The sequence below is a fragment of the Micromonospora sp. NPDC049836 genome (assembly GCF_044465125.1).
In the GTDB taxonomy this organism is placed as follows: domain Bacteria; phylum Actinomycetota; class Actinomycetes; order Mycobacteriales; family Micromonosporaceae; genus Micromonospora.
Genome location: NZ_JBITLH010000014.1, coordinates 88972 through 114053, shown reverse-complemented (window position 1 = coordinate 114053; position 25082 = coordinate 88972). Strand labels below are relative to the sequence as shown.

22 protein-coding genes are annotated in these 25082 nt (G+C 72.4%); 9 read left to right on the top strand and 13 right to left on the bottom strand.

The genetic code is table 11. The annotated features are described in order from the left end of the window. Positions 1 to 13 precede the first annotated feature (13 nt). Genes ACIBPB_RS28720 through ACIBPB_RS28710 form a run of 3 tightly spaced genes read right to left on the bottom strand, consistent with a single transcriptional unit; the run spans position 14 to position 2172 of the window. Positions 14 to 535 (bottom strand): hypothetical protein, encoded by a 522-nt coding sequence (locus ACIBPB_RS28720; protein WP_396842565.1) that lies wholly within the window; start codon positions 533 to 535, stop codon positions 14 to 16. A gap of 39 nt (positions 536 to 574) precedes the next feature. After that, entirely contained in the window at positions 575 to 1663 is a 1089-nt protein-coding gene (locus ACIBPB_RS28715; protein ID WP_396842564.1) for a TolB family protein, read from the bottom strand. After that, a complete protein-coding gene (locus ACIBPB_RS28710; RefSeq protein ID WP_396842563.1) occupies positions 1660 to 2172 on the bottom strand; it encodes a SigE family RNA polymerase sigma factor in 513 nt (170 codons plus the stop codon). Before ACIBPB_RS28710 ends, ACIBPB_RS28715 begins: the two co-directional genes overlap by 4 nt. A gap of 72 nt (positions 2173 to 2244) precedes the next feature. Between ACIBPB_RS28710 and ACIBPB_RS28705 the strand changes: the two genes are divergently transcribed. Then, positions 2245 to 2724 carry a methylated-DNA--[protein]-cysteine S-methyltransferase gene (locus ACIBPB_RS28705; RefSeq protein ID WP_396842603.1) on the top strand — a complete coding sequence of 160 codons (480 nt, stop codon included), beginning with the start codon at positions 2245 to 2247 and terminating at the stop codon, positions 2722 to 2724. A gap of 61 nt (positions 2725 to 2785) precedes the next feature. On the opposite strand, the gene ACIBPB_RS28700 is transcribed toward ACIBPB_RS28705, so the two are convergent. Further along, positions 2786 to 3865, bottom strand: coding sequence for an inositol-3-phosphate synthase (locus ACIBPB_RS28700; protein WP_046563083.1), 1080 nt, complete (start codon positions 3863 to 3865; stop codon positions 2786 to 2788). Between the two features lie 24 nt (positions 3866 to 3889). Further along, positions 3890 to 4528, bottom strand: coding sequence for a PadR family transcriptional regulator (locus ACIBPB_RS28695; RefSeq protein WP_357319064.1), 639 nt, complete (start codon positions 4526 to 4528; stop codon positions 3890 to 3892). A gap of 173 nt (positions 4529 to 4701) precedes the next feature. Here ACIBPB_RS28695 and ACIBPB_RS28690 point away from each other — a divergent pair, with 173 nt between their 5' ends. The 3 genes from ACIBPB_RS28690 (at position 4702) to ACIBPB_RS28680 (ending at position 9789) form a co-directional block, all read left to right on the top strand. After that, positions 4702 to 5163, top strand: coding sequence for a DUF5318 domain-containing protein (locus ACIBPB_RS28690; RefSeq protein ID WP_357319061.1), 462 nt, complete (start codon positions 4702 to 4704; stop codon positions 5161 to 5163). Positions 5164 to 5357: 194 nt separating this feature from the next. Further along, positions 5358 to 8144: a transglycosylase domain-containing protein gene (locus ACIBPB_RS28685; protein ID WP_396842562.1), complete on the top strand. Its 2787-nt coding sequence runs from the start codon at positions 5358 to 5360 to the stop codon at positions 8142 to 8144. 118 nt (positions 8145 to 8262) lie between these two features. Beyond that, on the top strand, positions 8263 to 9789 hold the full coding sequence (locus ACIBPB_RS28680; protein ID WP_396842561.1) for a glycosyltransferase family 87 protein: 1527 nt from the start codon (positions 8263 to 8265) through the stop codon (positions 9787 to 9789). Between the two features lie 78 nt (positions 9790 to 9867). Here the strand turns inward: ACIBPB_RS28680 and ACIBPB_RS28675 are convergent, their stop codons facing one another. Together ACIBPB_RS28675 and ACIBPB_RS28670 are read right to left on the bottom strand one after the other, a co-directional pair. Continuing rightward, positions 9868 to 12231 carry a hypothetical protein gene (locus ACIBPB_RS28675; protein ID WP_396842560.1) on the bottom strand — a complete coding sequence of 788 codons (2364 nt, stop codon included), beginning with the start codon at positions 12229 to 12231 and terminating at the stop codon, positions 9868 to 9870. Continuing rightward, on the bottom strand, positions 12228 to 13010 hold the full coding sequence (locus tag ACIBPB_RS28670; RefSeq protein ID WP_396842559.1) for a deoxyribonuclease IV: 783 nt from the start codon (positions 13008 to 13010) through the stop codon (positions 12228 to 12230). The genes ACIBPB_RS28675 and ACIBPB_RS28670 overlap by 4 nt, the downstream gene beginning before the upstream one ends. A gap of 691 nt (positions 13011 to 13701) precedes the next feature. Here ACIBPB_RS28670 and rpsF point away from each other — a divergent pair. From rpsF to rplI, 4 genes are all read left to right on the top strand, one after another. After that, entirely contained in the window at positions 13702 to 13992 is a 291-nt protein-coding gene (gene rpsF, locus ACIBPB_RS28665) for a 30S ribosomal protein S6 (protein WP_046563719.1), read from the top strand. 81 nt (positions 13993 to 14073) lie between these two features. Then, positions 14074 to 14607, top strand: a complete 534-nt coding sequence (locus ACIBPB_RS28660; protein ID WP_396842558.1) for a single-stranded DNA-binding protein — start codon at positions 14074 to 14076, stop codon at positions 14605 to 14607. A 41-nt stretch (positions 14608 to 14648) separates the two neighbouring features. Further along, positions 14649 to 14888 (top strand): 30S ribosomal protein S18, encoded by a 240-nt coding sequence (rpsR, locus tag ACIBPB_RS28655; RefSeq protein WP_007073789.1) that lies wholly within the window; start codon positions 14649 to 14651, stop codon positions 14886 to 14888. 14 nt (positions 14889 to 14902) lie between these two features. After that, positions 14903 to 15349, top strand: coding sequence for a 50S ribosomal protein L9 (gene rplI / locus ACIBPB_RS28650; RefSeq protein ID WP_357319044.1), 447 nt, complete (start codon positions 14903 to 14905; stop codon positions 15347 to 15349). An 88-nt stretch (positions 15350 to 15437) separates the two neighbouring features. On the opposite strand, the gene ACIBPB_RS28645 is transcribed toward rplI, so the two are convergent. Then, on the bottom strand, positions 15438 to 17069 hold the full coding sequence (locus ACIBPB_RS28645; RefSeq protein WP_396842557.1) for a hypothetical protein: 1632 nt from the start codon (positions 17067 to 17069) through the stop codon (positions 15438 to 15440). 443 nt (positions 17070 to 17512) lie between these two features. On the opposite strand from ACIBPB_RS28645, the gene dnaB reads away from it, so the two are divergent. After that, positions 17513 to 18865, top strand: a complete 1353-nt coding sequence (dnaB, locus tag ACIBPB_RS28640; protein ID WP_396842602.1) for a replicative DNA helicase — start codon at positions 17513 to 17515, stop codon at positions 18863 to 18865. A gap of 3 nt (positions 18866 to 18868) precedes the next feature. On the opposite strand, the gene ACIBPB_RS28635 is transcribed toward dnaB, so the two are convergent. The 5 genes from ACIBPB_RS28635 to ACIBPB_RS28615 all read right to left on the bottom strand — a co-directional run bounded on the left by ACIBPB_RS28635 (position 18869) and on the right by ACIBPB_RS28615 (position 24646). Continuing rightward, positions 18869 to 19558, bottom strand: a complete 690-nt coding sequence (locus ACIBPB_RS28635) for a maleylpyruvate isomerase N-terminal domain-containing protein (protein ID WP_396842556.1) — start codon at positions 19556 to 19558, stop codon at positions 18869 to 18871. A gap of 74 nt (positions 19559 to 19632) precedes the next feature. Then, entirely contained in the window at positions 19633 to 20007 is a 375-nt protein-coding gene (locus tag ACIBPB_RS28630) for a zf-TFIIB domain-containing protein (protein WP_396842555.1), read from the bottom strand. A 23-nt stretch (positions 20008 to 20030) separates the two neighbouring features. Further along, entirely contained in the window at positions 20031 to 20663 is a 633-nt protein-coding gene (locus ACIBPB_RS28625; protein ID WP_396842554.1) for a phosphoribosyltransferase, read from the bottom strand. Positions 20664 to 20720: 57 nt separating this feature from the next. Then, on the bottom strand, positions 20721 to 22010 hold the full coding sequence (locus ACIBPB_RS28620; RefSeq protein ID WP_396842600.1) for a glycosyltransferase 87 family protein: 1290 nt from the start codon (positions 22008 to 22010) through the stop codon (positions 20721 to 20723). 86 nt (positions 22011 to 22096) lie between these two features. Then, positions 22097 to 24646, bottom strand: a complete 2550-nt coding sequence (locus ACIBPB_RS28615) for a putative bifunctional diguanylate cyclase/phosphodiesterase (protein WP_396842553.1) — start codon at positions 24644 to 24646, stop codon at positions 22097 to 22099. Positions 24647 to 25082: the final 436 nt, after the last annotated feature.

The following is a 25082-nucleotide window of genomic DNA, read 5'->3' as shown; positions in this document are numbered from 1 at the left end:
GTGGAAGGGGGGATCAGTACGTTTCGACGTGCACGCTGGTCTCGCTGAGCGCTTCGACCACGAAGATCCGGGCGCCGACCGGGAGTGGGCGGTCGGCCCGGGCGTTGAGCTTGACCGGCTGGCCGGCGAGGCGTACCCGGACCTCGCCGTAGCCGCTCGCCGGCACCGGGGTGACCACCAGGCCGGTCGCGCCGACCAGGTGGGACCGGGTGGGGGTGGCGTCGGTGCGCATGTTGCGGGCGGCGCGGCTGAGCCGGGCCGCCAGCCACGCGGTGGGCACGGCGGCGACCACCCCACCGGCCGCCGCCCCGGCGATCATTCCGGGGGTACGCCCACCGAGCAGCTCGTTGACGATCGCCGCGCCGAAGCCGAAGGCGCCGGTGAACCCGGCGACCGCCTCCAGCGACACCGGACCGTCGACGTCCGGGTGCCCGATGTGCAGCAGCCCGGCACCGACGAGGGCGAGGGCCAGCACGCCGACCCCTGCCCCACCGATGATCAGAAAGATGAGCGTCCCCGTGGCCACGACCTGCACGGTATCGACATCGTGCAACGTTGCGGCCCGGCCGAACGGTCAACCCGGCGCGACGGTCACCTCGAGCCCGACCAGCTCCCTGGGCAGCGGCTGGCGGACGAACTCCCGGCCGGCCGGGTCGGCGAGGACGAAGTCTCCGGCGCCGAGTGGCCGGCGGTAGAGCAGCCGGTCGTCGGAGACCCAGGCCACCTCGGCCGACGGCAGCGGGTTCACCACCCGCCCGGTGGCCGTCTCGACCAGCAGCGGCTCCTGCTGCCCCTGGACCACCACCAGCTTCCCGTCCGGCGACCAGGCGTCCGGGCCGGCCGGCGCACCGGGCATCTCGACGAGGCGGGTGGGCCGGCCGTCGTCGACGGAGAAGAGCTGCACCCCCTTGGCGAGGTCCCGTGGCCCCCGCTCACCGGCCCGCTGTTTGGTGAGGGTGAGTCCCACCTGCCGCCCGTCCCGGGTCCAGGTGAAGTCGCAGAAGTCGGAGCAGGACCAGCCCAGCGGGCCCACCAGGTGGGTCTGCTTGGCGCCGTCCGCCGCGTCCAGGACGATGAACCCGAAGTGGTCGACCCGGTGGGTGGTGAAGAGCAGCCGCCGGCCGTCCGGCGACCAGCGCGGCCGGGAGAGCGCCCCGTCCACCCGGTACCACCGGGTCTTCCCGCTGGCCAGGTCGATCAGCCCGACGTCCTTGGGCCGGTCGTCGTCGTGGACCGCGACGAGCGAGCCGGTGGGCGCGGGGTAGATGCCGTCGTAACGGTCGGTGGTGACGTAGCGACCCCGCCCCCGGTCCAGCAGGAAGCCGCTGCCCGAACCGCCCTTGGCCTGGGCCCGGGTGAGCACCCACCCACCGGGCAGCACCAGCGGCCTGGTGGTCCAGTCCGCCCCGGGCGGGGCGAGCAGCGACGGCGACGGCGGGGCCGGTGTCGCCGGCGGTGCGGCGGGCCGGGGCCGGAGCAGCACGAACGGCAGGGTGATCGCGGCGACCGCCACCAGCGCGGCGCTCGCGACCGCGACCCGCCGCTGGCGGCGCAGCCGGCGCCCCCGGCCCAGTGCCCGGACCGCCAGGTCCGGCGCGGGACGTGCGCCGCCCGCGAGGTCCCGCACCGCCGCCCGGAGGGTCTCGTCCAGCAGGCTGGTCACCGCGTCACCTCCGTACGGCTGGTCAACTCGTCCAGGCCGGGCACCAGTTGCCGGAGCCGGGTCAACGCCTTGGCGGTCTGGCTGGCCACCGTGCCGGCCCGGCAGCCGAGCAGGGCGGCGGTCTGCTCGACGCTGAGGTCCTCCAGGTAGCGCAGGGTCAGCACGGCCCGCTGGCGGGGCGGTAGGCCGCGCAGCGCGTCGCGCAGCAGCAGCCGCAGGTCGGTGTCCGGGCCGGCCGCCGGCCGCTCGGGCAGCTCCGCGACCGGGACCTCCGCCCGCCGGGCCCGCCGTCGCCAGCCGGAGACCTGGTCGTGGTAGAGAATCCGCTTCACGTACGGCTCGGCGTCGCCCTGGATCCGGGGCCAGCGGGCGTACGCCTTGGCCAGCGCGTTCTGCAACAGGTCCTCCGCCGCGTGCTGGTCGCCGGCGAGCGCGTACGCGACGCGCAGCAGGGCGGCACCCCGTTCGTTGACGAACGCGGTGAACTCCCCGTCGATGACCTCTGTCACCGTCCACCTCCGTAGCTCAGACGCCCGGGGCGGTGGAAACTTTGCCTCTCCGCGCGAGGAAGAATGGAAACCATGCGTTGGACCGTGCTCGACTCGCCGATCGGGGAGTTCTCCGTGGCCACCGACGGCGCGGCCGTCCGGGCGGCGCACTTCGGCCGGATGGAGTCGGCCACCGAGCGGCCGGGCGACCCGGTCGCCCGGCTGGCGCTGGCGGAGTTGCGCGCCTACTTCGCCGGCGAGCTGACCGAGTTCACCGTGCCGGTGCTGGTCTCCCGCGGATCGGAGTTCGAACGCGCGGTGTGGCGGGAGATGACCCGCATCCCGTACGGCGAGACGCTCACCTACGGCGAGGTGGCGCAGGCGGTCGGCGAGCCGGGCGCGGCCCGGGCGGTCGGGGTGGCCTGCAACCGCAACCCGGTGCCGGTGCTGGTGCCCTGTCACCGGATCGTCGGGGCGGGCGGCAAGCTGGTCGGCTTCGGTGGCGGCCTGCCGCGCAAGGTGACCCTGCTGGAGCTGGAGGCCGGGGTGGCGCTGCGGCGCGCCTGGTCCTGACGTACCGAGAAAGGAGGCCGGGTCCGTGCGGACCCGGCCTCCTTTCCTGCTCGTCAGCGGGTCAGCGCTCGACCTCGCCGGCGATGAACGCCTCGACGGCGGCGTGCGCGTCGTGGTCGGCGTACTGCTGCGGCGGGGACTTCATGAAGTACGAGGAGGCGGAGAGGATCGGGCCACCGATCTTCCGGTCCAGCGCGATCTTCGCGGCCCGGACGGCGTCGATGATGACGCCGGCCGAGTTCGGCGAGTCCCAGACCTCGAGCTTGAGCTCGGCGTTGAGCGGGGTGTCGCCGAAGGAGCGGCCCTCCAGCCGGATGTACGCCCACTTGCGGTCGTCCAGCCACGGCACGTGGTCGGACGGGCCGATGTGCACGTCGCTCTTCTGCATCTCGTGCGGGATCTGCGAGGTCACCGACTGGGTCTTCGAGATCTTCTTGGAGACCAGGCGGTTGCGCTCCAGCATGTTCATGAAGTCCATGTTGCCGCCGAAGTTGAGCTGGTAGGTGCGCAGCAGCTCGACCCCGCGGTCCTCGAAGAGCTTCGCGAGGGCGCGGTGCACGATGGTCGCGCCGACCTGGCTCTTGATGTCGTCACCGACGATCGGCAGACCGGCGTCGGTGAACTTCTGCGCCCACTCCGGGTCGGAGGCGATGAAGACCGGGAGGGCGTTCACGAACGCGCAGCCCGCGTCGATGGCGGCCTGGGCGTAGAACTTGTCGGCCTGCTCGGAACCGACCGGCAGGTAGGAGACGACGACGTCGACCTGCGCGTCGCGCAGCGCCTGGACCACGTCGACCGGCTCGACGTCCGATTCCTCGATGATCTCGCGGTAGTACTGGCCGAGACCGTCGAAGGTCGGGCCGCGCTGCACGGTGACGCCGGTCGGCGGCACGTCGCACAGCTTGATCGTGTTGTTCTCGCTGGCCACGATGGCCTCGGCGAGGTCCATGCCCACCTTCTTGGCGTCCACGTCGAACGCCGCGACGAACTTCACGTCGGAGACGTGGTAGTCGCCGAAGGTGACGTGCATGAGACCCGGGACGCGGTCGTTCGGGTCGGCGTTCCGGTAGTACTCCACGCCCTGCACGAGGGACGAGGCGCAGTTACCCACACCGACGATGGCGACGCGGACGGAGCCCATAACGTCTGCCTCCTTCTTCTTTCATCACGGCCGCTCTTTCCTGGACTCTCCAGGCGGGGGCGGGCTGTCGTTTTCTCGTCGGCCGCCGGCTGTCCCGGGTTGCGGGACCGTCGGGGCTCGGCCGGAGCGCTCGTTGGCGATGAGCTCCTCCAGCCAGCGGACCTCGCGCTCACAGGCGTCGAGCCCGTGGCGTTGCAGTTCCAGGGTGTACGCGTCGAGCCGCTCGGCCGCCCGGCCGAGCACGTCGCGAAGACCCTCGCGACGCTCCTCGATCTTCCGGCGACGACCTTCCAGGATCCGGAGCCGGGTGGCCTGGTCGGTCCGGGCGAAGAACGCGAAGTGCACGCCGAAGCCCGTGTCGTCGTACGTCTCGGGACCAGCCTGCGCTATGAGCTGGGCGAAGCGTTCCTTGCCCTCCGCGGTAATGGTGTAGACCACCCGACCGCGTCGGCTGGTCAGCGCGGGAACCTCCTCGGCGGTCGCGGGTGTGCCGGCGGCTTCGGTGATCCAGCCCGCCGCCTGCAGCCGGCGCAGGGTCGGGTAGAGCGTGCCGTAGCTGATCGCCGCCCGGATGGCGCCGAGTTTGGCGGTCAGCTCCTTGCGCAGCTCGTAGCCGTGCATCGGAGCCTCCTGCAGGAGGCCCAGGATGGCGAACTCGAGCACGGGCCATCCCTTCTTACCCCCGGCGCGGAGTCGTAACCGCTGCGATGTATCGGACCGATACATCGCACGTTAGCGGAGTCGTCCGACCGGGGCAAACCCCCGTTACGCGGTGCTGCGGTCACGGATCGTGACCATGGTCGCCTCGTCCGGCCGGACCGCGTACCCTTTGCCGCATGCGCACGTCTCGCCAGGTCGTCGACTACTCGCTCCAGAAGCGAGCGGTGCTGCGTGACCTCCTGGCGAACCGGATCGGCACGTACGACGTCTGCGACGCGTCGCCGTACCTGAAGAACGCTGCTCGCTTCCATGGCGAACCCACCGATGAGCGCTGCCCGATCTGTCGCAGCGAGAACCTCATCCACGTCCACTACATTTACGGGGACGAACTCAAGCAGTCGGCCGGGCAGGCGCGAAACCGGGCCGAGTTGTCGCTGCTGGCGATGACGCTGCGTGAGTTCCAGGTCTACGTGGTGGAGGTGTGCCCCGGCTGTGCCTGGAACCATCTCGTCGAGCAGTACCTGCTCGGCCGGGACGGGCTGGCCGACGGCACCGAGGACGGGTCGGAGCAGGAGGCGGCGAGCGGTTCGGCCGCGACCGGTTCCACCCCTCGTCGAAGGCGAGAGGCGCAACGGTGAACCTGGCTGTCCTGGTTGACCCCCGCGACATCGGCGGGCGGTCCACCCGACAGCTTCCACGTCTGATTGGTCCGATTAGGTCGGATCTGACGCCTGCGCCGGGGTGCGCCCACGGTGTAGCGTCTCGTGTTCCATCTCACGGCAACCCGGTGGCGGCGCGACCGCGCCCCACCGCGACCGGCAGGGTGTGAGGAATGAACTACGGCGATCCCAGTTCTTCGCGTGGGCGGGCCCAGCTCCCGGGCCCGGGCGGGGACCCCAGCTCCGGCGGGGGCGCACGCGGGAACGGCTGGCCATCCGGATCGGGGGACGGCGCCTCGGCCCGCGCCTCCGTACCGCCGCGGGGCGGGTCCGGCGGACGTGCCTCGGTCGGTGGCTCCGCCCCCGCACCGCGCGGCACCTCGGGCTCCGCATCCGTCGGGCGGTCCGGCCGGGCCTCGGTGCCCGTCTCGCCGGCGCCGGGCCGCGCCTCGGTACCGGTCTCCCCGGCCGGCCCGGGCCGGGCCTCCGTCCCGGTCTCTCCGGGTCCGGCCGGCCGCGCCTCGGTCGGCGCGGCCAGCGTGGGTACGGCCGGACGGGCGAGCGTCGGCTCGGCCGCGGTGGGTGGCCGGGCCGCGGTGGCCCGCGCCGGCGTGCCCGGCCTGGCGGGCGGCGGCCCGGGTGGGCCCGGCGGCCCGACCGGTCCCGGGCGGGGCGGTCAGGGCGGTGGCGACGACCCGGGCGCGGTGGCCCGGGCGAAGAAGCGCCGCCGGATCAACGTGATGATCGCCGGGTTCGCCGTCTTCATCATGCTGGCCGGCATCGGCGTGGTGACCTTCACCTGGTACTCGACCAACGTGGTCCTTCCCGAGGACACCACCCCGCCGCTGGCCACCACGATCTACGACAAGACGGGTAAGACCCCGATCGCGAAGATCGGTGACCAGAACCGCACGCTGATCACCATCAAGGACATCCCGCAGTGGGTCCAGGACGCGGTCGCCGCGGCGGAGGACCGCAACTTCTACAAGCACGACGGTGTGGACTACAAGGGCATCGCCCGGGCCGCCTGGAACAACCTCACCGGCGGCGACAAGCAGGGTGCCTCGACCATCACCCAGCAGTACGCCCGCAACGCGTTCGACAACCTCAACCAGGACACGTACGGCCGCAAGGTGAAGGAGGCGATCCTCGCCTCCAAGCTGAACGACAAGTACGACAAGCCGATGATCATGCAGCACTACCTGAACGTGATCTACTTCGGCCGCGGCGCGTACGGCATCGAGGCGGCGGCGCAGACCTACTTCGGCAAGTCCACCAAGCAGCTCACCGTGGCGGAGGCCGCGGTGCTCGCGGCGCTGATCAAGCAGCCCGAGCCGAGCGCCACGCACAAGGGCTACGACCCGGCGATCAACCAGCAGGCCGCGCTGGAGCGGTGGAACTACGTCGTGCAGGGCATGATCACCGAGGGCTGGCTCGACGCGCCCGGCAAGCCGAAGCACCCCACCGAGTACCCGAAGACCCTCAAGAAGTACAACCCGAAGGGCAACGCCGCCTTCGGCGTCGACACGCCGTACGGCAACGTGATCAACTACGTCGCGCAGGAGATGCGCGACATGAAGTTGTGCACCGACAACGAGGCCGCGGTCACCGCGGACCTGCCGGAATGCCGGCAGGCGCTCAGCAAGGGTGGCTACCGGATCACCACCACCATCGACACCAAGATCCAGAGTGCGGCGCTGGCCGCGGCCCGCCGGGCCACCAAGGGATCCGAACTCGCCGGCCAGCCCTCGAACCTGATGTCCGCCCTCGTGTCGATCGACCCGAAGTCCGGCGCCGTGCGCGCCTACTACGGCGGCGACAACGGCACCGGCACCGACTTCGCCGGCAAGAACACCGACAACGGGGTGCTCACCGGTGGTCACTCGCCGGGCTCGACCTTCAAGATCTACACCCTCGCGGCGGCCCTCAAGGACGGCATCTCGCTCGACTCGCGGTGGAAGGGCTCGGCGTTCACCCCGAAGGACACCAAGTTCAAGGTCAGCAACGCCGGCGCGGACAAGGTCTCCTGCGGTGACTCCTGCACGCTGGAAGTCTCGACGCTGAAGTCGCTGAACGTGCCGTTTTACTACATCACCGAGAAGATCGGCCCGGACAAGGTCCTCGACATGGCCAAGCAGGCCGGCGTCACCACCATGTGGGGCACCAACCCGGTCAAGGCGTACGACCTGACCAAGGCCGACCCGAAGGACCTGGCCCCGGAGCCGTTCTTCCACGTGATCGGCTACGGCCAGTACCCGATCACCGTGCTCGACCACGCCAACGGCGTCGCCACCTTCGCCAACGAGGGCGTCTACAACAAGGCGCACTTCGTGAAGAAGGTGGAGAAGCAGAACATCAGCACCGGCAAGTGGGAGACCGTCGGCGGCGAGAAGCTCAAGCCGCAGCGGCGCGTCCCCAAGGATGTCGTCGCCGACGTCACCTCGGTGCTGGAGCAGTACCCGACGAAGTCGTCGCACCGTCCGCTCGACGACGGCCGCAAGGTCGCCGAGAAGACCGGTACCTGGGAACTGGGCGACGGCAGCAGCCACAACGGCGACGCCTGGATGATCGGCTACACGCCGCAGCTCGCCACCGCGGTCTGGGTCGGCAACAAGGGCAAGCGGCTGGCGATCAAGGACAAGAACGGCAGGGACATCATGGGTGCCCGGATGCCGGGCGCCATCTTCCAGCGGTTCATGAGCGACGCGCTCAAGGGCCAGGACAAGATGGACTTCCCGCCCGCCGCGCACATCGGTGACAAGGACGCCGGCAACGGTGAGGCTCCTCCGCCGCCGGTCGAGCAGCCCAACTGCGACCCGCTCGGCCTGTTCTGCCCCGACGGGCCGGGCGGCGGCAACCCCGGGCCGGGCGGCGGCAACCCCGGGCCGGGCGGCGGTGGCGGGCCGGGCGGTGGCGGTGGCGGACTGTTACCGAGCACACCGCCACGGCAGACGTACTGACGGCAGCGCCATCGACGGCGGTCGGGCCCCGGCCCGGCCGCCGTCGGCGTTCCCGGGTACCGGAAATTCGCGCTCGGGACGGGACGCGGAGGCCCGACGTACGGCAGGATGCCTCTCCATGAGCACCCAGTCGACGGCCGGCTTCGACGACCCCGGGACCACCGACCACCCGTCCCGCTCGGACGGGTTCGTCCGCGGCGCCTCCGAGCTGATCGGCGGCCCGCTCGGCGATCACGCGGTCGCCCTGGACCGGCCGGCCGGTCGCGACGGCCGGTTCTGGACCGCCGCCCGGATCGTGCTGGCGCTGGTCTGCCTCACCCTCGCCCTGCACTGGGTGCAGAAGTCGCCCTGCCAGGACGGCGCCTGGCAGAACAACAGCCAGTACACGCGGATGTGCTACACCGACGTGCTGGCGCTCTACTACGCCGAAGGGCTCAACGAGGGCAAGGTGCCCTACGCCGACCACCCCGTCGAGTACCCGGTGCTGACCGGCTACTTCATGGGGGCGATCGGGCTGCCGGTGCACGCGCTCGGCGTCGACGACCCGACCATCAACCAGGGGCAGTGGTTCTACAACCTGAACGCACTGGTGCTCGGCGCCCTGGCGGTGGCCACCGTGGCGGTGATCCTCGCCCTGCGCCGCCGCCGGCCCTGGGACGCGGCCCTCTTCGCGCTCGCCCCCGCGCTGCTGCTCACCGCCACCGTCAACTGGGACCTGCTGGCCATCGGGCTGGCCGCGTTCGGGCTGCTGGCCTGGGCGTGGACCAGATCCGGCCCGGTCGGCGCGGTGCTGGCCGCGCTCTCCGGGGTGCTGCTCGGGCTCGGTGGCGCCGCGAAGCTCTGGCCGCTGTTCCTGCTCGGACCGATCGTGGTGCTCGCGGTCCGCGCCGGCCGGATCCGGGCCGCCGTGCTCGCCGTCCTCTCGGCCGCCGTGACGGTGGTGGCGGTGAACCTGCCCGTGGCGATCCCCTACCGGGACAACTGGGGCCGGTTCTTCGAGCTGAACAGCACCCGGCCGATCGACTGGGGCACCCTCTGGTACATCGGCCGGTACCTGGACGGCCGGATCAACCCGTCCAGCCCCGGTGACCTCGGGCCCTTCGAGTGGCTGAACGCGCACATCCCCACCCTGAACTGGGTGTCGTACCTCCTCTTCGGACTGGCCTGCCTCGGGGTGGCCGCGCTGGCGCTGTTCGCCCCGCGCCGGCCCCGCCTCGGTCAACTCGCCTTCCTGGTGGTCGCCGCCTTCCTGATCTTCAGCAAGGTCTGGTCCCAGCAGTTCGTGCTCTGGCTGCTCCCGCTCGCGGTGCTGGCCCGGCCCCGGTGGGGCGCCTTCCTGGCCTGGCAGCTCGCCGAGGTGGGCTACTTCGTCGCGTTCTACGGGGAGTTGCTCGGCACGGCCACCAGCCGGCCGGTGTTCCCCGAGGGGGTCTTCGTGCTCGCCGCCACCTTCCGGCTGGTCACCGTCGTGGTGCTCTGCGGCTTCGTGATCCGGGACATCCTCCGCCCCGAGCGGGACGCGGTGCGCAGCACCTACGCCGACGACCCGGACGGCGGCGTCCTCGACGGCGCGGAGGACGCCGCGTGGCTGCGCCGGCTACGCCACCGGCCCACCCCGCACCCGACCGAACCCGTGCCCGCCTAGCCCTGACGAGGACCCAACTGCTCTGAGCCGCGCCTGAGACCCACACCCAGGGCCAACCCCACCGCAACAACCCACCAGCTACAGGTGGAACACGACCGCGTCACCCACCTCCTCGCGGGTCACCCCCAACCCGTCGGAGGGCCGCTCCAGCATCCCCTCCCAGGGCGTGCCGGGGAGCCGATCGGGGAGCACCACCACGTTCTTCACCCCGAGCTGGCGCAGGTAGTCGATGCTGCGCAGGTCGGGGAAGCCGACGCTGACGTCACGGACCTTGGCCTGGCTCTCCGGGGTGAAGCCGCTGCCGCCGTTGACCACGTCCTGGAACCGGCTGGTCGACCAGAGCATCACCGGCTGGTCCAGGTTCTGGCTGGTGGGCAGCACCAGCATCGGCCCGTCGAGGGTCCGGATCGCCACCGGCTGCGGCGGCACCACCGGGTGCGGGGTGGCGTTCAGGCCCTCCACGACGACCAGCAGCAGCGGCAGCAGGGTGGCCAGCCGCAGCCACGGGCCCGGCCACGGCGGGACCCGCTCCGCGGCGAGTTCGCGTACCCGGGCGCAGAACGCGGTCACCGCGCCGGCGGCCAGCAGGCCGAGCAGCAGGGTGGCCCAGAGCATCATCCGCCCCGGGGTGCGCAGGCCGTTCCAGCCCGGCAGGTGCTCGAAGAGCGGGACGTAGCTGACGGTGCCGTGGAAGAACCGGGTGCCCATCGCCAGGACCATGCTGACCAGCACCCCGGCGAGCAGGAAGAGCCGGTGCCGGACCCGCCACACGGAGAAGAACAGCCCGCCGGCGGCCAGGGCGTAGAGCACGAAGCCCGGCAGCAGGGTCATCTCGGGGTGCCACGGCAGGGCGTTGCGCGCGCCCTCGTGCAGCGAACCCCACACCCGCGACTCGGCCGGAGCGGTGAAGAACCCGCTCACCGGCGGCGAGTAGGTGCCGATGTCGCCGAGCGTCCGCGCCGCGTTCGGGTGCAGCTCGGCGACCTTGAAGTACGGGATCGCCAGCAGCGCCCCCACCGCGGCGAAGAGAAGCGCGCCGAGCACGTCGGCGAGGAACAGCCGGCGGCCGAACGGGCGCTTCACGCGCCGGACCAGCCAGCGCCGGGCGAACCAGATCCCGGCGGAGACCAGCGCGATGCCGGCCAGCAGGTACGCGAACGGCAGGCCGATGCCGAAGCCGAGGCTGAGCTGCCACGCCGCCACCAGCCACCCGGCGAACGCCCAGCCGGGACGGCGTCGGGCCGGGCGGTAGCCGTACCGCAGGGACCAGCCGTGGCCGCGGGCGAGCATGGCCAGCGCCAGCGGGATCCCGCCGTTGGAGACGATGTGCAGGTGCCCGGCCTGGGCCAGCAGCCACGGGGCGTACGTGTAGGCGGCCCCGGCCACGGCGGCCCCGATCCGGCCCGACCCCAGCTGGCGGGCCAGCGCGTACGCCCCGAGCGTGGCGAGCGCGTGCGCCAGCACGAACAGGATGTTGTAGCGCAGCACGGCGGCCTCGGGCCCGTGCCCGAGCATGCCGGCCGGCGCGTACCCGAGCAGCGTGTCGGAGAAGGCGAAGCTCCACCGTTCCGGGAAGAACGTGTTGGCGTTCCACAGCTGGCCGGGGTCGGTCAGCAGGATGTGCCCCGACCACGCCATCTGCCACGACTGGAGGCTCGGGTCCCAGTAGTCCTGCGGCAGGGTGTAGCCCGGGTAGCGCAGGGTGGGCCAGGTCATCAGCACGGCGAGCAGCAGGGCGCCGGCGGTGGCCAGGGTCCACTCGTGGATCAGGAACCGGCCGACCGCGCGACCCACCCGGCGGGCACGGGTGAGCACCGGGGCCGGTGCGGGACCGAAGGCCGAGAAGGGGTCCGCCGGCTCGGTCTCCTCGCCCGCGCCGTCCTCGCCCTCGGCGGTGGTCCCGGCCGCCGCCTTCGCGGTGTCCGCGTCGGCCTTCGTGGTGCCGGCGTCGGCCTTTGTGCTGCCCGCGTCGACCTCCGCGGTGTCGGCAGCGGGCTTCGCGGTGTCGGCGTCGGGCTGTGCGCTGCCGGCATCGGTCTTCGCGGTGTCGGCAGCGGTCGCGACGCCCGCCTTGGCGGTGCCGGCGGCGGTTCCTACCGTGCTGGCGTCGGTCGCGGTGGTGGCGGTGGTCTTCGCGGCGGCGGCGGTTCCCGAGGTGCCGGTTCCGGTCACGGTGCTCGCGGCGGTCTTCGTGGCGGCGTCGGCCCGGTCGGGCGCGTCCGTGCCTCCGGTCGCCGCTCCGGCGCCGGGCGCGTCCGTTCTCGCTCCGGCCTGGCCCGCCGCCGACTCCGTGCCGGGCAGGCCGGAACCCGCGTCGGTCCTCAATCCGGCGTGGCCGGCCGCCGGCTCTGTTTCGGGCAGGCCGGACCCGGTGCCGCTTCCCGCTCCGGCCTCGCTCGCCTCGCGCGCCGGTCCGGTGGCGTCGGACTGCTCGGTGGTCATGCGGCCGTACCCAGCTGACCCCGCAGGAAGGCGATGTCCGCCGCCTGGCCCTCGACGCCGCCGGGGGTCTCCACGATGACCGGCGCGCCGGCCGCCCGGATGACCGCCACCACCAGCTCCGGGTCGATGGTGCCGCCGGTGAGGTTGTCGTGCCGGTCCTGACCGGAGTTGAACGCGCCCTTGGAGTTGTTGGCGTGGATCAGGTCGATCCGGCCGGTGATGGCCTTGACCCGGTCGACCAGGCCCAGCAGCTCCTCGCCGCCGGCGAACGCGTGGCAGGTGTCGAGGCAGAAGCCGACCTCGTAGTCGCCGAGGGCCTCCCAGAGCCGGGCCAGCGCGTCGAGGTGCCTCGCACAGGCGTTGTCCCCGCCGGCGGTGTTCTCGATCAGGACCGGGAGCGGGAAGCCGCCGGAGTCCGCCGCGTACGCGAAGGTCTTGCGCCAGTTGTCGAAGCCGACGACCAGGTCGTCACCGGCGCTCACGTGGCCGCCGTGCACGATCAGGCCCTTGGCGCCGACGGCGGCCGCGGCGTTCGCGTGGGCGATCAGCAGCTTGCGGCTGGGGATCCGGATCCGGTTGTTCAGGGTGGCCACGTTGATGACGTACGGCGCGTGGACGTAAAGGTCGACATCGGCCCCGCGCAGCCGCTCGGCGTCCTCCCGGGGCTTCGGGGCCTTCCATCCCTGAGGATCGGCGAGGAAGAACTGGACGGCTTCGGCGTCCCGGGCGGTCGCCTCGGCCAGCGGGTCGGTCGGATCGACGTGGGCTCCGATTCGCATGCACGGCAGCCTACGTCGCGCCGCTGACACGCGGGGTGACCGTGGCCGCCCCCGTTCGACGGGTCGGCCGGGGAGCTGTGGCGAACGGCAGCGTCACCTGCCGGTCCGGCGCTCGTTGGTGGAGGTGGGATCGATGGTCGACGCTCCGCCCGGCGCGGTCCACAGCGCGTCCGGGCGAGGGGAGACCCCCGCCAACGGGACGCCCCGCCGTGCGGTCCCGGCACGACGGGGCGGGACCCGCTCGGCACATTGGCATTCCGCGACGAGGGATGCCGGGGCAAATTCCTCCATTTACCCCAAGAGGTGACGAGAGCCGTTGTATGGTCAGACCAGGTGACAACACGATAAAGCTCCGCGGGGCGTCCTCGATCCAACCTCATCGGTGTGGTCGTTCCTCCCCAGGTCCCACCCAAGGAATGCGGACGGGACGCCCCGCGGCCCCGTGGACAGGGGTCCACCACCGGCACCCGATGCCGGGGGTGGACCCCTGTCACCGCGTCCCGGGCCGGACGCCGGTCACCGCGCCCGGAACGGGCCGCCCGACCGGCCCGGCCATGATCGTCCGGACCGGGTATCCTGGTCCGGTTGTCCGCGTCCGGCCGGGTTCCCCCGGCACCGGTCACGGCAACGACGCACGACCTCCTGCCACGGAAGGACCGTGGCCGCTTAGCCCACAGGAGGTGAGCACGTCTTGCGTCATTACGAAGTCATGGTGATCCTCGACCCCAGCCTCGAGGAGCGCACCGTCGCCCCGTCGCTCGACACGTACCTGAACGTGATCCGGACCGCGGGTGGCTCGGTGGAGAAGACCGACGTGTGGGGCCGCCGGCGCCTCGCGTACGAGATCAACAAGAAGGCCGAGGGCATCTACGCCGTCATCGACCTCCAGGCGTCGCCGGAGGCCGTGGCTGAGCTGGACCGTCAGCTCCGACTCAACGAGTCGGTGCTGCGCACCAAGGTCATCCGCCCGGAGATGCGCTGAGCATCTAGACCCGGCACGTCCGGATCAAGCCTCATCGACGCTGTCGGAGGGCTCTGAGAGCCTGTGAGGGCGAAACGATGAGTGCGCGAGGAGATGGTCATGGCAGGAGACACCACCATCACGGTCATCGGCAACCTGACCGATGACCCCGAGTTGCGATTCACCCCCTCCGGGGCGGCGGTCGCCAAGTTCCGGGTCGCCTCGACGCCCCGCTTCATGGACAAGGCGTCCGGCGAGTGGAAGGACGGCGAGCCGCTCTTCCTCTCGTGCACGGTCTGGCGGCAGGCCGCCGAGAACGTCGCCGAGTCGCTGCAGCGCGGCGCCCGGGTGATCGTGTCCGGCCGGCTGCGTCAGCGGTCGTACGAGACCCGTGAGGGCGAGAAGCGCACCGTCATCGAGCTGGAGGTCGACGAGATCGGCCCGTCCCTGCGCTACGCCACGGCGAAGGTGCAGAAGATGTCCCGCTCGGGCGGCGGTGGCGGCGGCTTCGGTGGTGGTGGCGGTGGCCAGGGCGGCGGCGGAGGCAACTTCGACGACCCCTGGGCCTCGGCTGCCCCGGCCCCCTCCCGCGCTGGTTCGGGCGGCGGAAACTTCGACGAGGAGCCCCCGTTCTAATGGCGCCGAGCGCCCGCGATCGCAAACCAGGAGCAAGAGCAATGGCCAAGGCTGCGGCACTGCGCAAGCCGAAGAAGAAGGTGAACCCGCTCGACAAGGACGGGATCACCTACATCGATTACAAGGACACCGCGCTGCTGCGCAAGTTCATCTCCGACCGCGGCAAGATCCGCGCTCGGCGGGTGACCGGCGTGACCTCGCAGCAGCAGCGGCAGATCGCCCGTGCGGTCAAGAACGCCCGCGAGATGGCGCTCCTGCCGTACACGGCTACGGCCCGCTGAGAGGAGGCACCGACATGAAGATCATCCTGACTCAGGAGGTGTCCGGCCTCGGTGCCCCGGGCGACATCGTCGAGGTCAAGGACGGCTACGGCCGTAACTACCTGCTGCCGCAGGGCTTCGCGATCGCCTGGACCAAGGGCGCGGAGAAGCAGGTCACGGTCATCAAGCGGGCCCGCTCGGCCCGCGAGATCCGCGACCTCGACCATGCCAACGAGGTCAAGGCCCAGATCGAAGGCCTGAAGGTCAACCTGAAGGCCCGCGCCGGCGACGGCGGACGGCTCTTCGGCTCGGTCACCCCGGCCGAGATCGTCGACGCCGTCAAGTCGGCCGGCGGTCCGATCCTGGACCGTCGCCGGCTGGAGACGCCCGGACACATCAAGTCGCTCGGCTCGTACCCGGTCAGCATCAAGCTGCACCCCGAGGTGACCGCCAAGTTCGACCTGAACGTCGTCAAGGGCTGACACCCGCAGCACCACGGAAGGGCCCGCACCGGACTGCCGGTGCGGGCCCTTTCCGTTGCTCCGGGACCCGTCCCGGTCCGGTCACCGCTCAGCCGATCGGCTGGCCGGTCACCGCACTGATCAGCACCGTCGACAGGCCCCCGCCGACCACCGCCGCCGCGAGCGCCACCGTCGCCGACCGCCAACCCGAGCCGACCCGGCGCAGCACCACCGCCACGACCAGGCTGCTCACCAGCGCCAGGCCGAACCGCGGCGCGCCGTCGATCAGCGAGGCCAGCGCGTGCGTACGCGGCGAGTCACAGCCACCACCGGTGATGTCCGTGACGCAGCCCGCCGGCGGCTGCCCGTCCAGGAACAGCAACCCGACCAGCAGCAGCACCGCCGGCACCAGGTAACACGCGGCGGTGTAGGCCAGCGACCGCAGCGGCCCGCCCGGATCCGGATCGAGCAGGTCGTCCTCCAGCCGGCGACCCCACGCCCCGCCGCCCACCGTCTCCACGCGCCGGCGCAACGCCGCCGCCCCACCCCGCTCGGCGTCCACCGCCGGCATCGGGCGGCGCCGGGGCACCGGACCCGGCCGGGCGGCCGGATAACCCACCATGGGCGACCGCGGCGCCGACGGTGGGGTCGCCACCCACCGCGGATCGTCCCCGGCCAGCCGCGTCCCCGACCAGAAGCTCTCGGCCCGCTCCGCCGATGCCCAGCCCTCCCGGACCGGCGCCGGCGGCACCGTCCGGTCCCACCGGTCGACCTCCGCGTACCGGTCCCAGCCGCCCGGCTCGGCGGACCGGTCCCACCCGCCCGCGTACCGGTCCGGCCCACCGGGGTCGGGCTGCGCGGCCCACCGGCCGGTGTCCGTGACCCGGCCCAGCTCACCGGTGTGCTCCATCCGGTCCCAGGGGGCCGGGCCGTCCGACCGGTCCCACCGCTCGCCGGCCGCCGGGCGCTGCCAGGCGTGCACCCCGGACGCGTCCCACGGGTCGACCGCCGGCGGCACCGGCTCCGGCTCGGCCGCCCGGCCCCGGGCCCACGGGTCGGCCGCCGGACGGGACCAGGCATCCGTTGCCGGACGGGACCAGGCATCCGCCCGCGGCTCGCCCGGGCCGTCCGCCCAGCGCTCGACCTCCCCACCCGGGGAACCGGTCTCCGCCACGCCGGACCAGGTCACCTGCGGCCGCCGCGTCGGGGCACGCCGGGGCCGGGTCAGCGGCGCCGGCCCGGACACCGGCTCGTCCTCCATGGACTCGGCGCGTCGGCTCCCCACGTATCCCCGGTCCTGCGGGGCGTCGAAGGTCCACTCGGCGGTGTGCTCGACGGCCGGCCCGGCACCGATCGCCCGCAACTCGCGGCGGTCGCCGTCCGCGCGCCACCCGCTCTCCGCGGCACCGCGCCAGCCACTTCCCGAGTACGGCGGCTCGACCTCGTCCTCGTCGTCCGGGGCGGCGTGTCGGCCCCCGCCGTCCGCCCGGCGGATCCCCGACTCCAGCGCCCACCGGGGCAGGTACGTCTCGACCGGCTCGTCCTGCCCGCGTTCGATCGCCCGACGGCGGCTCGGGGTGCCGTACCGCCCGGACTCGTAGGGTGACGCCTCCAGCTCACGGCGGGCCGAACCGGGACGGTCGGAGCTGGCCGGGAACCGCCCGGCGGGGTCGTCCCACGAGGTGACCGGCGGCCGCTCGCGCGGGCTGCCCTCCCCGCCTGCCCAGTCCCGGTAACTCACGGCCGGAGCGTGACCCTTCTCAACCGAAATCGCAATCCGCTGTCCAGGTGTAGCCGTTCGCAGAGATAGTACGGGACGAACGGCCGCGAAGCTCTACCCGAAATCTTCCGTCCACAGGGTGGGGATTGCATAACCGCAGGTCAGAGCGCTGTCGCGAGGAATTCCCCATTACTTGTCCACATCCTGTGCACACGCTGCGCACATTTCTGCGCCCGGCGTCCACAGGTTGTCCCGAGGCTCGTCCACCGGCATTGTTGAGGGTCTGACCTCGGGTTCCGTATCGTGGTCCCCCGACCGTCCGGGCGGTGGCCCCCGATCGACCGGAGGGTCGTCGAAGTTGTCACACCCCGGCGGTACAGCTGGAACCGATCCGACGCAGCAAGGGGGGACCCGTGTCGGTCACGGACGACACGCGGGCGGACGGGACCGGCGGGCAACCGCCGATGCCGGCCCAACGCGACGCGCAGTTCGAGAAGACCCCGCCCCAGGACGTCGCCGCCGAGCAGTGCGTCCTCGGCGGCATGCTGCTCTCCAAGGACGCCATCGCCGACGTCGTCGAGATCCTCAAGTCCAACGACTTCTACCGGCCGGTGCACGCCACCATCTTCGACGCCATCCTCGACATCTACGGCCGCGGTGAGCCCGCCGACCCGATCACCGTGGCGGCCGCCCTGGCCGACTCCGGCGACCTCGCCCGGATCGGCGGCGCGCCCTACCTGCACACGCTGATCGCCAGCGTGCCCACCGCCGCGAACGCCGCCTACTACGCGCGCATCGTCGGCGAGCGGGCGGTGCTGCGCCGGCTGGTCGAGGCGGGCACCCGCATCGTCCAACTCGGGTACGGCACCGGCCAGGGCGGCAGCCGGGACGTCGACGACATCGTCGACCTCGCCCAGCAGGCCGTCTACGAGATCACCGAGAAGCGGGTCAGCGAGGACTTCGCCGTTCTGGCCGACATGCTCCAGCCGACCCTGGACGAGATCGAGGCTGTGGGGGCACAGGGCGGGGTGATGACCGGGGTGCCGACCGGCTTCAGCGACCTCGACCGGCTGCTCAACGGCCTCCACCCGGGCCAGCTCATCATCGTGGCAGGCAGGCCCGGTTTGGGAAAATCCACAGCATCTATGGATTTTGCCCGAAATGCTGCTATTCGTGCCAACCACGCGTCGGCGATCTTCTCGCTGGAAATGAGCAAGGTCGAGATCGTCATGCGACTGCTCTCGGCCGAGGCCCGGGTTCCGCTGCACGTGCTGCGCAGCGGTCAGCTCTCCGACGACGACTGGACCAAGTTGGCCCGGTGCATGGGTGAGATCAGCGAGGCGCCGCTCTTCGTCGATGACACGCCAAGCATGAACCTCATGGAGATCCGGGCGAAGGCGCGTCGGCTCAAGCAGAAGCACGACCTCAAGCTGATCGTGGTCGACTACCTCCAGCTGATGACCTCGCCGAAGCGCACCGAGAGCCGGCAGCAGGAGGTCGCCGACCTGTCCCGTGGCCTGAAGCTGCTGGCCAAGGAGGTCGAATGCCCGGTGATCGCGGTCAGTCAGCTGAACCGTGGCCCGGAGCAGCGTACCGACAAGCGACCCCAACTGTCCGATCTGCGGGAATCTGGATCAATTGAGCAAGACGCGGACGTTGTCATCCTGCTGCACCGCGACGACTACTACGACAAGGAGTCGCCGCGCGCCGGCGAGGCGGATTTCATCGTTGCCAAGCATCGGAATGGCCCGACCGACACGGTGACGGTGGCCGCTCAGCTGCACCTGTCCCGCTTCGTCGACATGGCGATCGTCTGACGCCTAGCCGAGCAGCGGGAACCGCTCCGCGGCCGCGCCCAGTTCGCGCCGGTCGGCGTCGGTGAGCGGCCGCCGGCCACTGGCCTTGAGCAGGTAATCCTGGTCGTCCCAGCCGGCCGGGCGGGGCGCGTCGGCGCGCAGGCCGTCCAGGGTGGTCAGCGTGACCGCGACGGCGGCGGCGCCGGGTCGGGGCGCGTCCGGCAGGTCGACGATCAGGTCGAGGTGGTGCAGCACGGCCTCGGTGGTCAGGGTGGCCAGCAGATCGGGGATCCGGATGACGTGACCCTGGGTGGTGACGCAGCGCTCCGGGTCGTCGCCGTGCACGGCGGCGCCGGCCGCGCGAACGGCGGCGGGCGCGGTGTCGGACCAGAGCCGGACCACGCCGCTCGGGCGTTCGAACGCCGAAGCCGAGCGGCGGGCCCACCAGGCGTGCCGGTCGCCGCCGGCGGCGCCGCCGGGCGGGAAGGACCGCCAGTAGCTGACCTGGTCCACGTCGGCCGGGCCGGGCGCCGGGCTGGCCAGCGCGACCAGCGCCCGCTGGGCGTCACAGAGCACGTGGAAGAGCAGGTCGGCGACGAGCCACCCGCGGCAGCCGGTCGGTCGTTGCAGGTCGGCGTCGTCGAGGTCGGCGACCACCCGGGTGATGCCGTCGTACGCCTGCGCCAACGCGATGTGCCGCCCGCTCGCCGTCATGTCAGGGAGCCTGCCACGACCGGAGCCGGGGGGCACGGTGCCGGCCGGCCCGACGGCCGGCCGGCGTGGTGCGGTCAGTCGAAGAGTTCGCCGAGGAAGCCGTGCCGCTTCTTGCGCCGGTAGTGGCCGTGGTAGCCGTAGTGCTGCTGGCCGTACGCGGGCTGGGCGTAGCCGTGGCCGGGCGGCGGTGGCGGCGGCGGTGGGGGCACGGCGCCGTATCCGGGCTGCTGCGGGGCGGCGGGCGGTGGCGGCGGCGGGTAGCCGGCGGCCTGCGGCCCGGCCTGCGGTCCGGCGTGCTGCCGGTTCCAGTTCGCCTCCGCCTCGAACAGCTTCTCGAGCTCGCCGCGGTCGAGGAAGATGCCGCGGCACTCGCCGCACTGGTCGATCACCACTCCGCTGCGCTCGTACTGGCGCATTTCTCCGTGACATTTGGGGCAGGTGAGCTGCATGGAACCGACGGTACCCGGTGCGGTCATGCGGTGGCGGTGAGCGCCTGCGTCACCTCGTCGTCGGAGACCTCGTGGAAGTCGTCGTAGTAGGCGCCCACGGCGGCGAAGTCGGCCGGCACCTGGAGGCAGAGCAGCTCGTCGGCCTCGGCGGCGAGCATCTCGTACGCCTGGTCGGAGCCGACCGGCACGGCCACCACGACCCGGGCGGCCCCCAGTTGGCGGGCGACCTGGACGGCGGCCCGCGCGGTGGCGCCGGTGGCCAGCCCGTCGTCGACGATGACGGCGGTGCGACCGGCCAGGTCGAGTGGGGGCCGGCCGCCCCGGTACCGCTGCTCCCGGCGGTCCAGCTCGGCCTGTTCGCGTTCCCGTACCTGGGCCCGCTCGGCATCGCTGAGCCGGTCGGCGACCATGTCGTTGAGCACCTGCACGCCGTCGGGTCCGAGCGCTCCGTACGCCACCTCGGGCGCCCAGGGCACGCCGAGTTTGCGGACCACCAGCACGTCCAGGGGCGCGCCGATCCGGTCGGCGATCACCCGGGCGACGGGTACGCCGCCGCGGACGAGTCCGAGGACGACGACGTCCGGCCGTCCGGCGAGGTCGGTGAGCTGGTCGGCGAGCATCCGGCCCGCCTCGGCCCGGTCGCGGTAGCTGGTCATGTCCTCAGGTGTACGCCCCGCCGGCCGGATGTGCCGGGCAGTTGCCCGGAATGCCGGTCAGCCGGCGGGGTGGTGGCGGTGTTCGGCGAGGGTGACCGCGGGGGCGAGGGTGAGCAGGGCGACCGGGTAGAGCAGGTAACCGAACCGGGTCGAGGGCATCAGCAGGATCGCGGCGAGCAGCCCGTACCCGCAGATCAGTGCGGTGGTGGCGGCGGTGCGCGGTGGGCGGCGCAGCAGCCGGAGGGCGATGGCCGCCCCCACCGCGACCAGCAGCGCGGCGGCGACGATCCGGCCGGCGGGCAGCGTGCTGGCGATCAGGTGACCGGGGAAGGGGGACTGGGCGGGGCTGGTCACCAGGCCGTGGCCGAGCGGGAAGCGCAGCACGTTCTCCACCAGCGCGTCGCGGTCGACGAGCAGGGCGGGGAGCAGGGCGAGCACGGGCAGGCCGAGGGCGCCGAGGGCGGTGCGGGAGCCGGCCCGGCGGGTCGCGGCCCAGCAGACCAGGACGACCGCCACCGGCCAGGCGAAGAGCTTGAGGGCGCCGGCCACCCCGACCGCCAGGCCGGCGCGTCCGGGCCGGCCGGCGGCGGCGAGGGCCACGGCGAGCACGCAGAGCGCGAGTACGGGCAGGTCGTCGCCGCCGGTGGCCAGGGTGAGCGCGCAGATCGGCAGCACGGTGACCGCCTGTACGGCGCGCAGCAGGGCGGCGGCGCGGTGCGGTCCGGTCGGGGCGGGCGTGCCCCGCAGGGTGGCCACGGCGGCGGCCAGCACCACGGCGGTGACCAGGGCGAACCAGACCCGCGCGTCGGTCCACCAGGCGTCGGTGGCGGCCCGGGGCAGCCCGAACAGCGCCATCCCCGGCTGGTACGGGGTGTAGCCGAGGAGCTGCTCGCCCGGCGGTAGCGCGGCGATCGCGTCGTGCCCGAGGTAGGGGGTGCCGTGCTCGGCGAGCCGTCTGCCGGCCTGCTCGACGACGAGCACCTCCTCCTGGGCCCGGTCGGTGCGGCCCGCCGCGCGCTGCACGCTCTGCGTCACGATCGGCAGCAGGGTGGTGCTGGCCCAGGTGAGCCCGGTGACCGCCCAGCGGGCGGGCAGCCCGGCCAGGGGTGCGTCGGGCCGGTGCCGGCGGGCGAGGAGTTGGCCGGTGACCAGGAGCGTGGCCAGCAGGTAGCCGATCGTGGCGGGTACGCCCCAGGCCCGGTGCGGGGCGAGGGTGGAGGTGGCCGCGGTGATCGCGGCGAAGAGCGCGGCGGCGGCGTAGAGGCCGAGGTCGAGGGCGAGGCCGCCGCCGGCGGTGTCCACGGCCCGCCAGGGGCGGGCGGGGGCGGTCGGCTCGGCGTCGGCGATCACGCCGGCAAGTCTGGCAGACCCGGCCCGGGCCGCCGTGCCGCGTTCGGCGGGGCCGGGGGCCGGGGGTTGGGCCGGGGTGCGGGTCAGCGTCCGCCGGGTTCGCCGGTGCGGCCCGCGGCCGGGGTGCCGGTGGTGCGGTTGCGGGCGCCGGTGCGACGGCCGGGCAGGCGAATCACCGCGCCCTCGTCGTGCAGCGGCGGCGCCAGCGCGCCGGGACGCCCGCCGGCACCGCGGTGCAGGGCGGCGAGCAGCGCGCCCGCCGGCAGCGGCCGGGCGAACAGGTGGCCCTGGCCGGCGGCGCAGCCCAGCTCCCAGAGCGCCCGCCGCTGCGGTTCGCTCTCCACGCCCTCGGCGACCACGGTGAGGTTGAGGCTGCGGCCGAGGTCGAGGGTGGAGCGGATCACGGCGGCCGCCTCGGTGGAGGTCTCCATCGCGGTGACGAAGCTGCGGTCGATCTTGAGTTCGTGCACCGGGATGCGGGAGAGCAGGGAGAGCGACGAGTAGCCGGTGCCGAAGTCGTCGAGGGCCAGCCGGACGCCGGAGTCGCGGAGCCGGCTGAGCACCTGGTCGACCACGTCGAGCTGGCTGAGGGTGAGGGTCTCGGTCAGTTCCAGCACGAGCCGGTCCGGCGGCAGGTCGTGCGCCCGCAGCCGGGCCAGGACCGCGCCGGGGAAGCGCGGGTCGAGCAGGCTGCGCGGCGACACGTTCACCGAGACCGGCAGGTCGAACCCGGCGGTCCGCCAGGTGCCGGCGGCGATCAGCGCCTGGTCGAGGATGGCCTCGGCGAACGCGGGCAGCAGCCCGGAGCGTTCCACCGCCTCGAGGAAGCGCAGCGGGTCGATCATGCCGTGCGTCGGGTGGTGCCAGCGGGCCAGCGCCTCGGCGCCGATGGCCGTGCCGGTGCCGAGGTCGACGATCGGCTGGAAGGTGACGGTGAACTCGTGGTCGGCGACCGCGCGGGGCAGCTCGCCGCCGAGAGTGAGCCGGCCCAGGTCGGCGGTGTCCCGGGTCGGGGCGTACGTGGAGATCCGCTGACCGGCCCGTTTGGCCTGGTACATCGCGACGTCGGCGCGGCGCAGCAGCTCGGGCATGCCGCCGCTGGCGGGCGCCACGGCGATCCCGCCGCTGGCCTCCACGCTGATCCGCATGCCGTCCAGGTCGAGGGGCTCGTGCAGGGCGCCGAGCAGGGACTCGGCCCGGTGCGCGGCGACCGCCGGGGCGGGCAGGCCGCGCAGCAGGACGGCGAACTCGTCGCCGCCGAGCCGGGCCACCAGGTCGTCGGGGCGGGCCGCGGCGCGCAGCCGGTCGGCCACCTGCATCAGCACCCGGTCGCCGGCGCCGTGCCCGAGGGTGTCGTTGACCTCCTTGAAGTGGTTGAGGTCGATCAGCACCAGGGCGGTGACGCCGTCGGCGTGCCGGTTGGTGAGCTGCTCGGTGCCCTCGTCGAGCAGGTGCCGGCGGTTGGAGAGCCCGGTCAGGGCGTCGTGGCTGGCGGCGTACGCGTGCTCCTCGGCGATCCGGGCCAGCTCGGCGTACGCCTGGGCGTTGCGGACGGCGGTGCACAGCGCGGAGGCGAAGGTACGCAGGGTGTACTGCTCCCGCTCGGAGAGCTGCACGGGGCCGGCGAAGCGGAGCCGGAGCGTACCGATGTCGGTGTGCTGGTCGTGCCCTTCGAGGGGGGTGGACAGTGTCGAACCGGCGATCGCGCTCGGTTCGCCGGTCGCGCCCTGGAAGGTGATGGCCCCGCCGGCTCCCCGGACGAGGCGGCTCTCCTCGCGCAGTTCGATGTCGACCTCATCGGCCGAGAAGAGTTCGGTCGCCTGGGTGACGGCGGTGGTCAGCACCTCGTCCAGATCGACCACGTTGAGCGCGTCGGTGGTGCGGGCGAGCCGTTGCCAGGCGTCCCGCTCGGCTCTGCTGCGCAGTCGTCCCGAATACGCCAGGTGCAGGCTCAGCACGACGGGTGGGACGACGATCAGGAAGGTCGGGTTGATTCGGAGGATCAGCAGGGTCGACAGGATCACCGCGAAGCGGGCGACCACGCTCGCCAACCGAAGGTCGATCTGCTGACGGAACCGGTTGCGGAGGGGGGTCCGGGTGGCGAGGGCGAGGACGGGAAACATCAGCAACTCGTCCAGCACGACGATCGTCAGGTACGCCAGCACCAGCGCCGGGAGGGAGCGCGTGACCGGACCGGACCAGGGCCACGTCCAGCCCGACAGGACGAGGACGATGCCGCCGACCGCGGCGAGCGTCATCTCCTTCGCGACACCGAAGGCCAATTTGATGGGCGAGAGTCGACCGAGCAACCGGATGATTGCCACACCCACGCCGGTGCCGATGACAACCCACGGCACCGGGGCGACGGCCAGGCCCACCATCGTGGCCGCGTCCGTCCAGGAGATGCCGTGCGTGGTGGCACGGATGCGGATTCGGACGTTGACGGTGGCGGCGACGGCGACGAGGAACGTCAGGGTGACCGCCGCGGTCAGGTCATTCGAGGTGGCCAGGCCCTGGGTGGAGATGAGTCGCAGGCTGACCACCGACGCGATCGCGGCCGCGAACACGACGAGACCGACAAGCAGCAACAGCCGCCGATCGGTCCCATTGTCGCGTGCGATGGTGTGGGTCACGTCTTCTGCCTCCACCGCGGTCATCCGGTAGCGGTGCGTGTACCCGTACTGTACGACCTGCCCTGGAGCCCGGAAAGGTTGGTCACAGCCAGTCGTTGCCGCGCATTGGCCTCGCCCTTCGCTTGATCCCGAGGGCCGCTGCTCCGACCCCCACCGACGGGAGTCATGTTATGGCCTTTTAGGCCGGGTTGGTGACATTAGATGTCCATATGCGCATAATGCGCAAATGTCGCTGCCCATTGTCACGCACTGTCTTTGTCTGGAGACCGAACGCATATTCAGTGCCGCGCCTAATGGTGATTATCGAGCCCGCGATGACGGGTGTCTGCAGCCGTTCGGTGCTCGCTGGACCGATACTCGCTATCGGTCGGTCGCCCCCCGCCTCGACTTAGACGGACAGAAAAAATGTCGTCGCTCTCTGATATCTTTTTGGAAG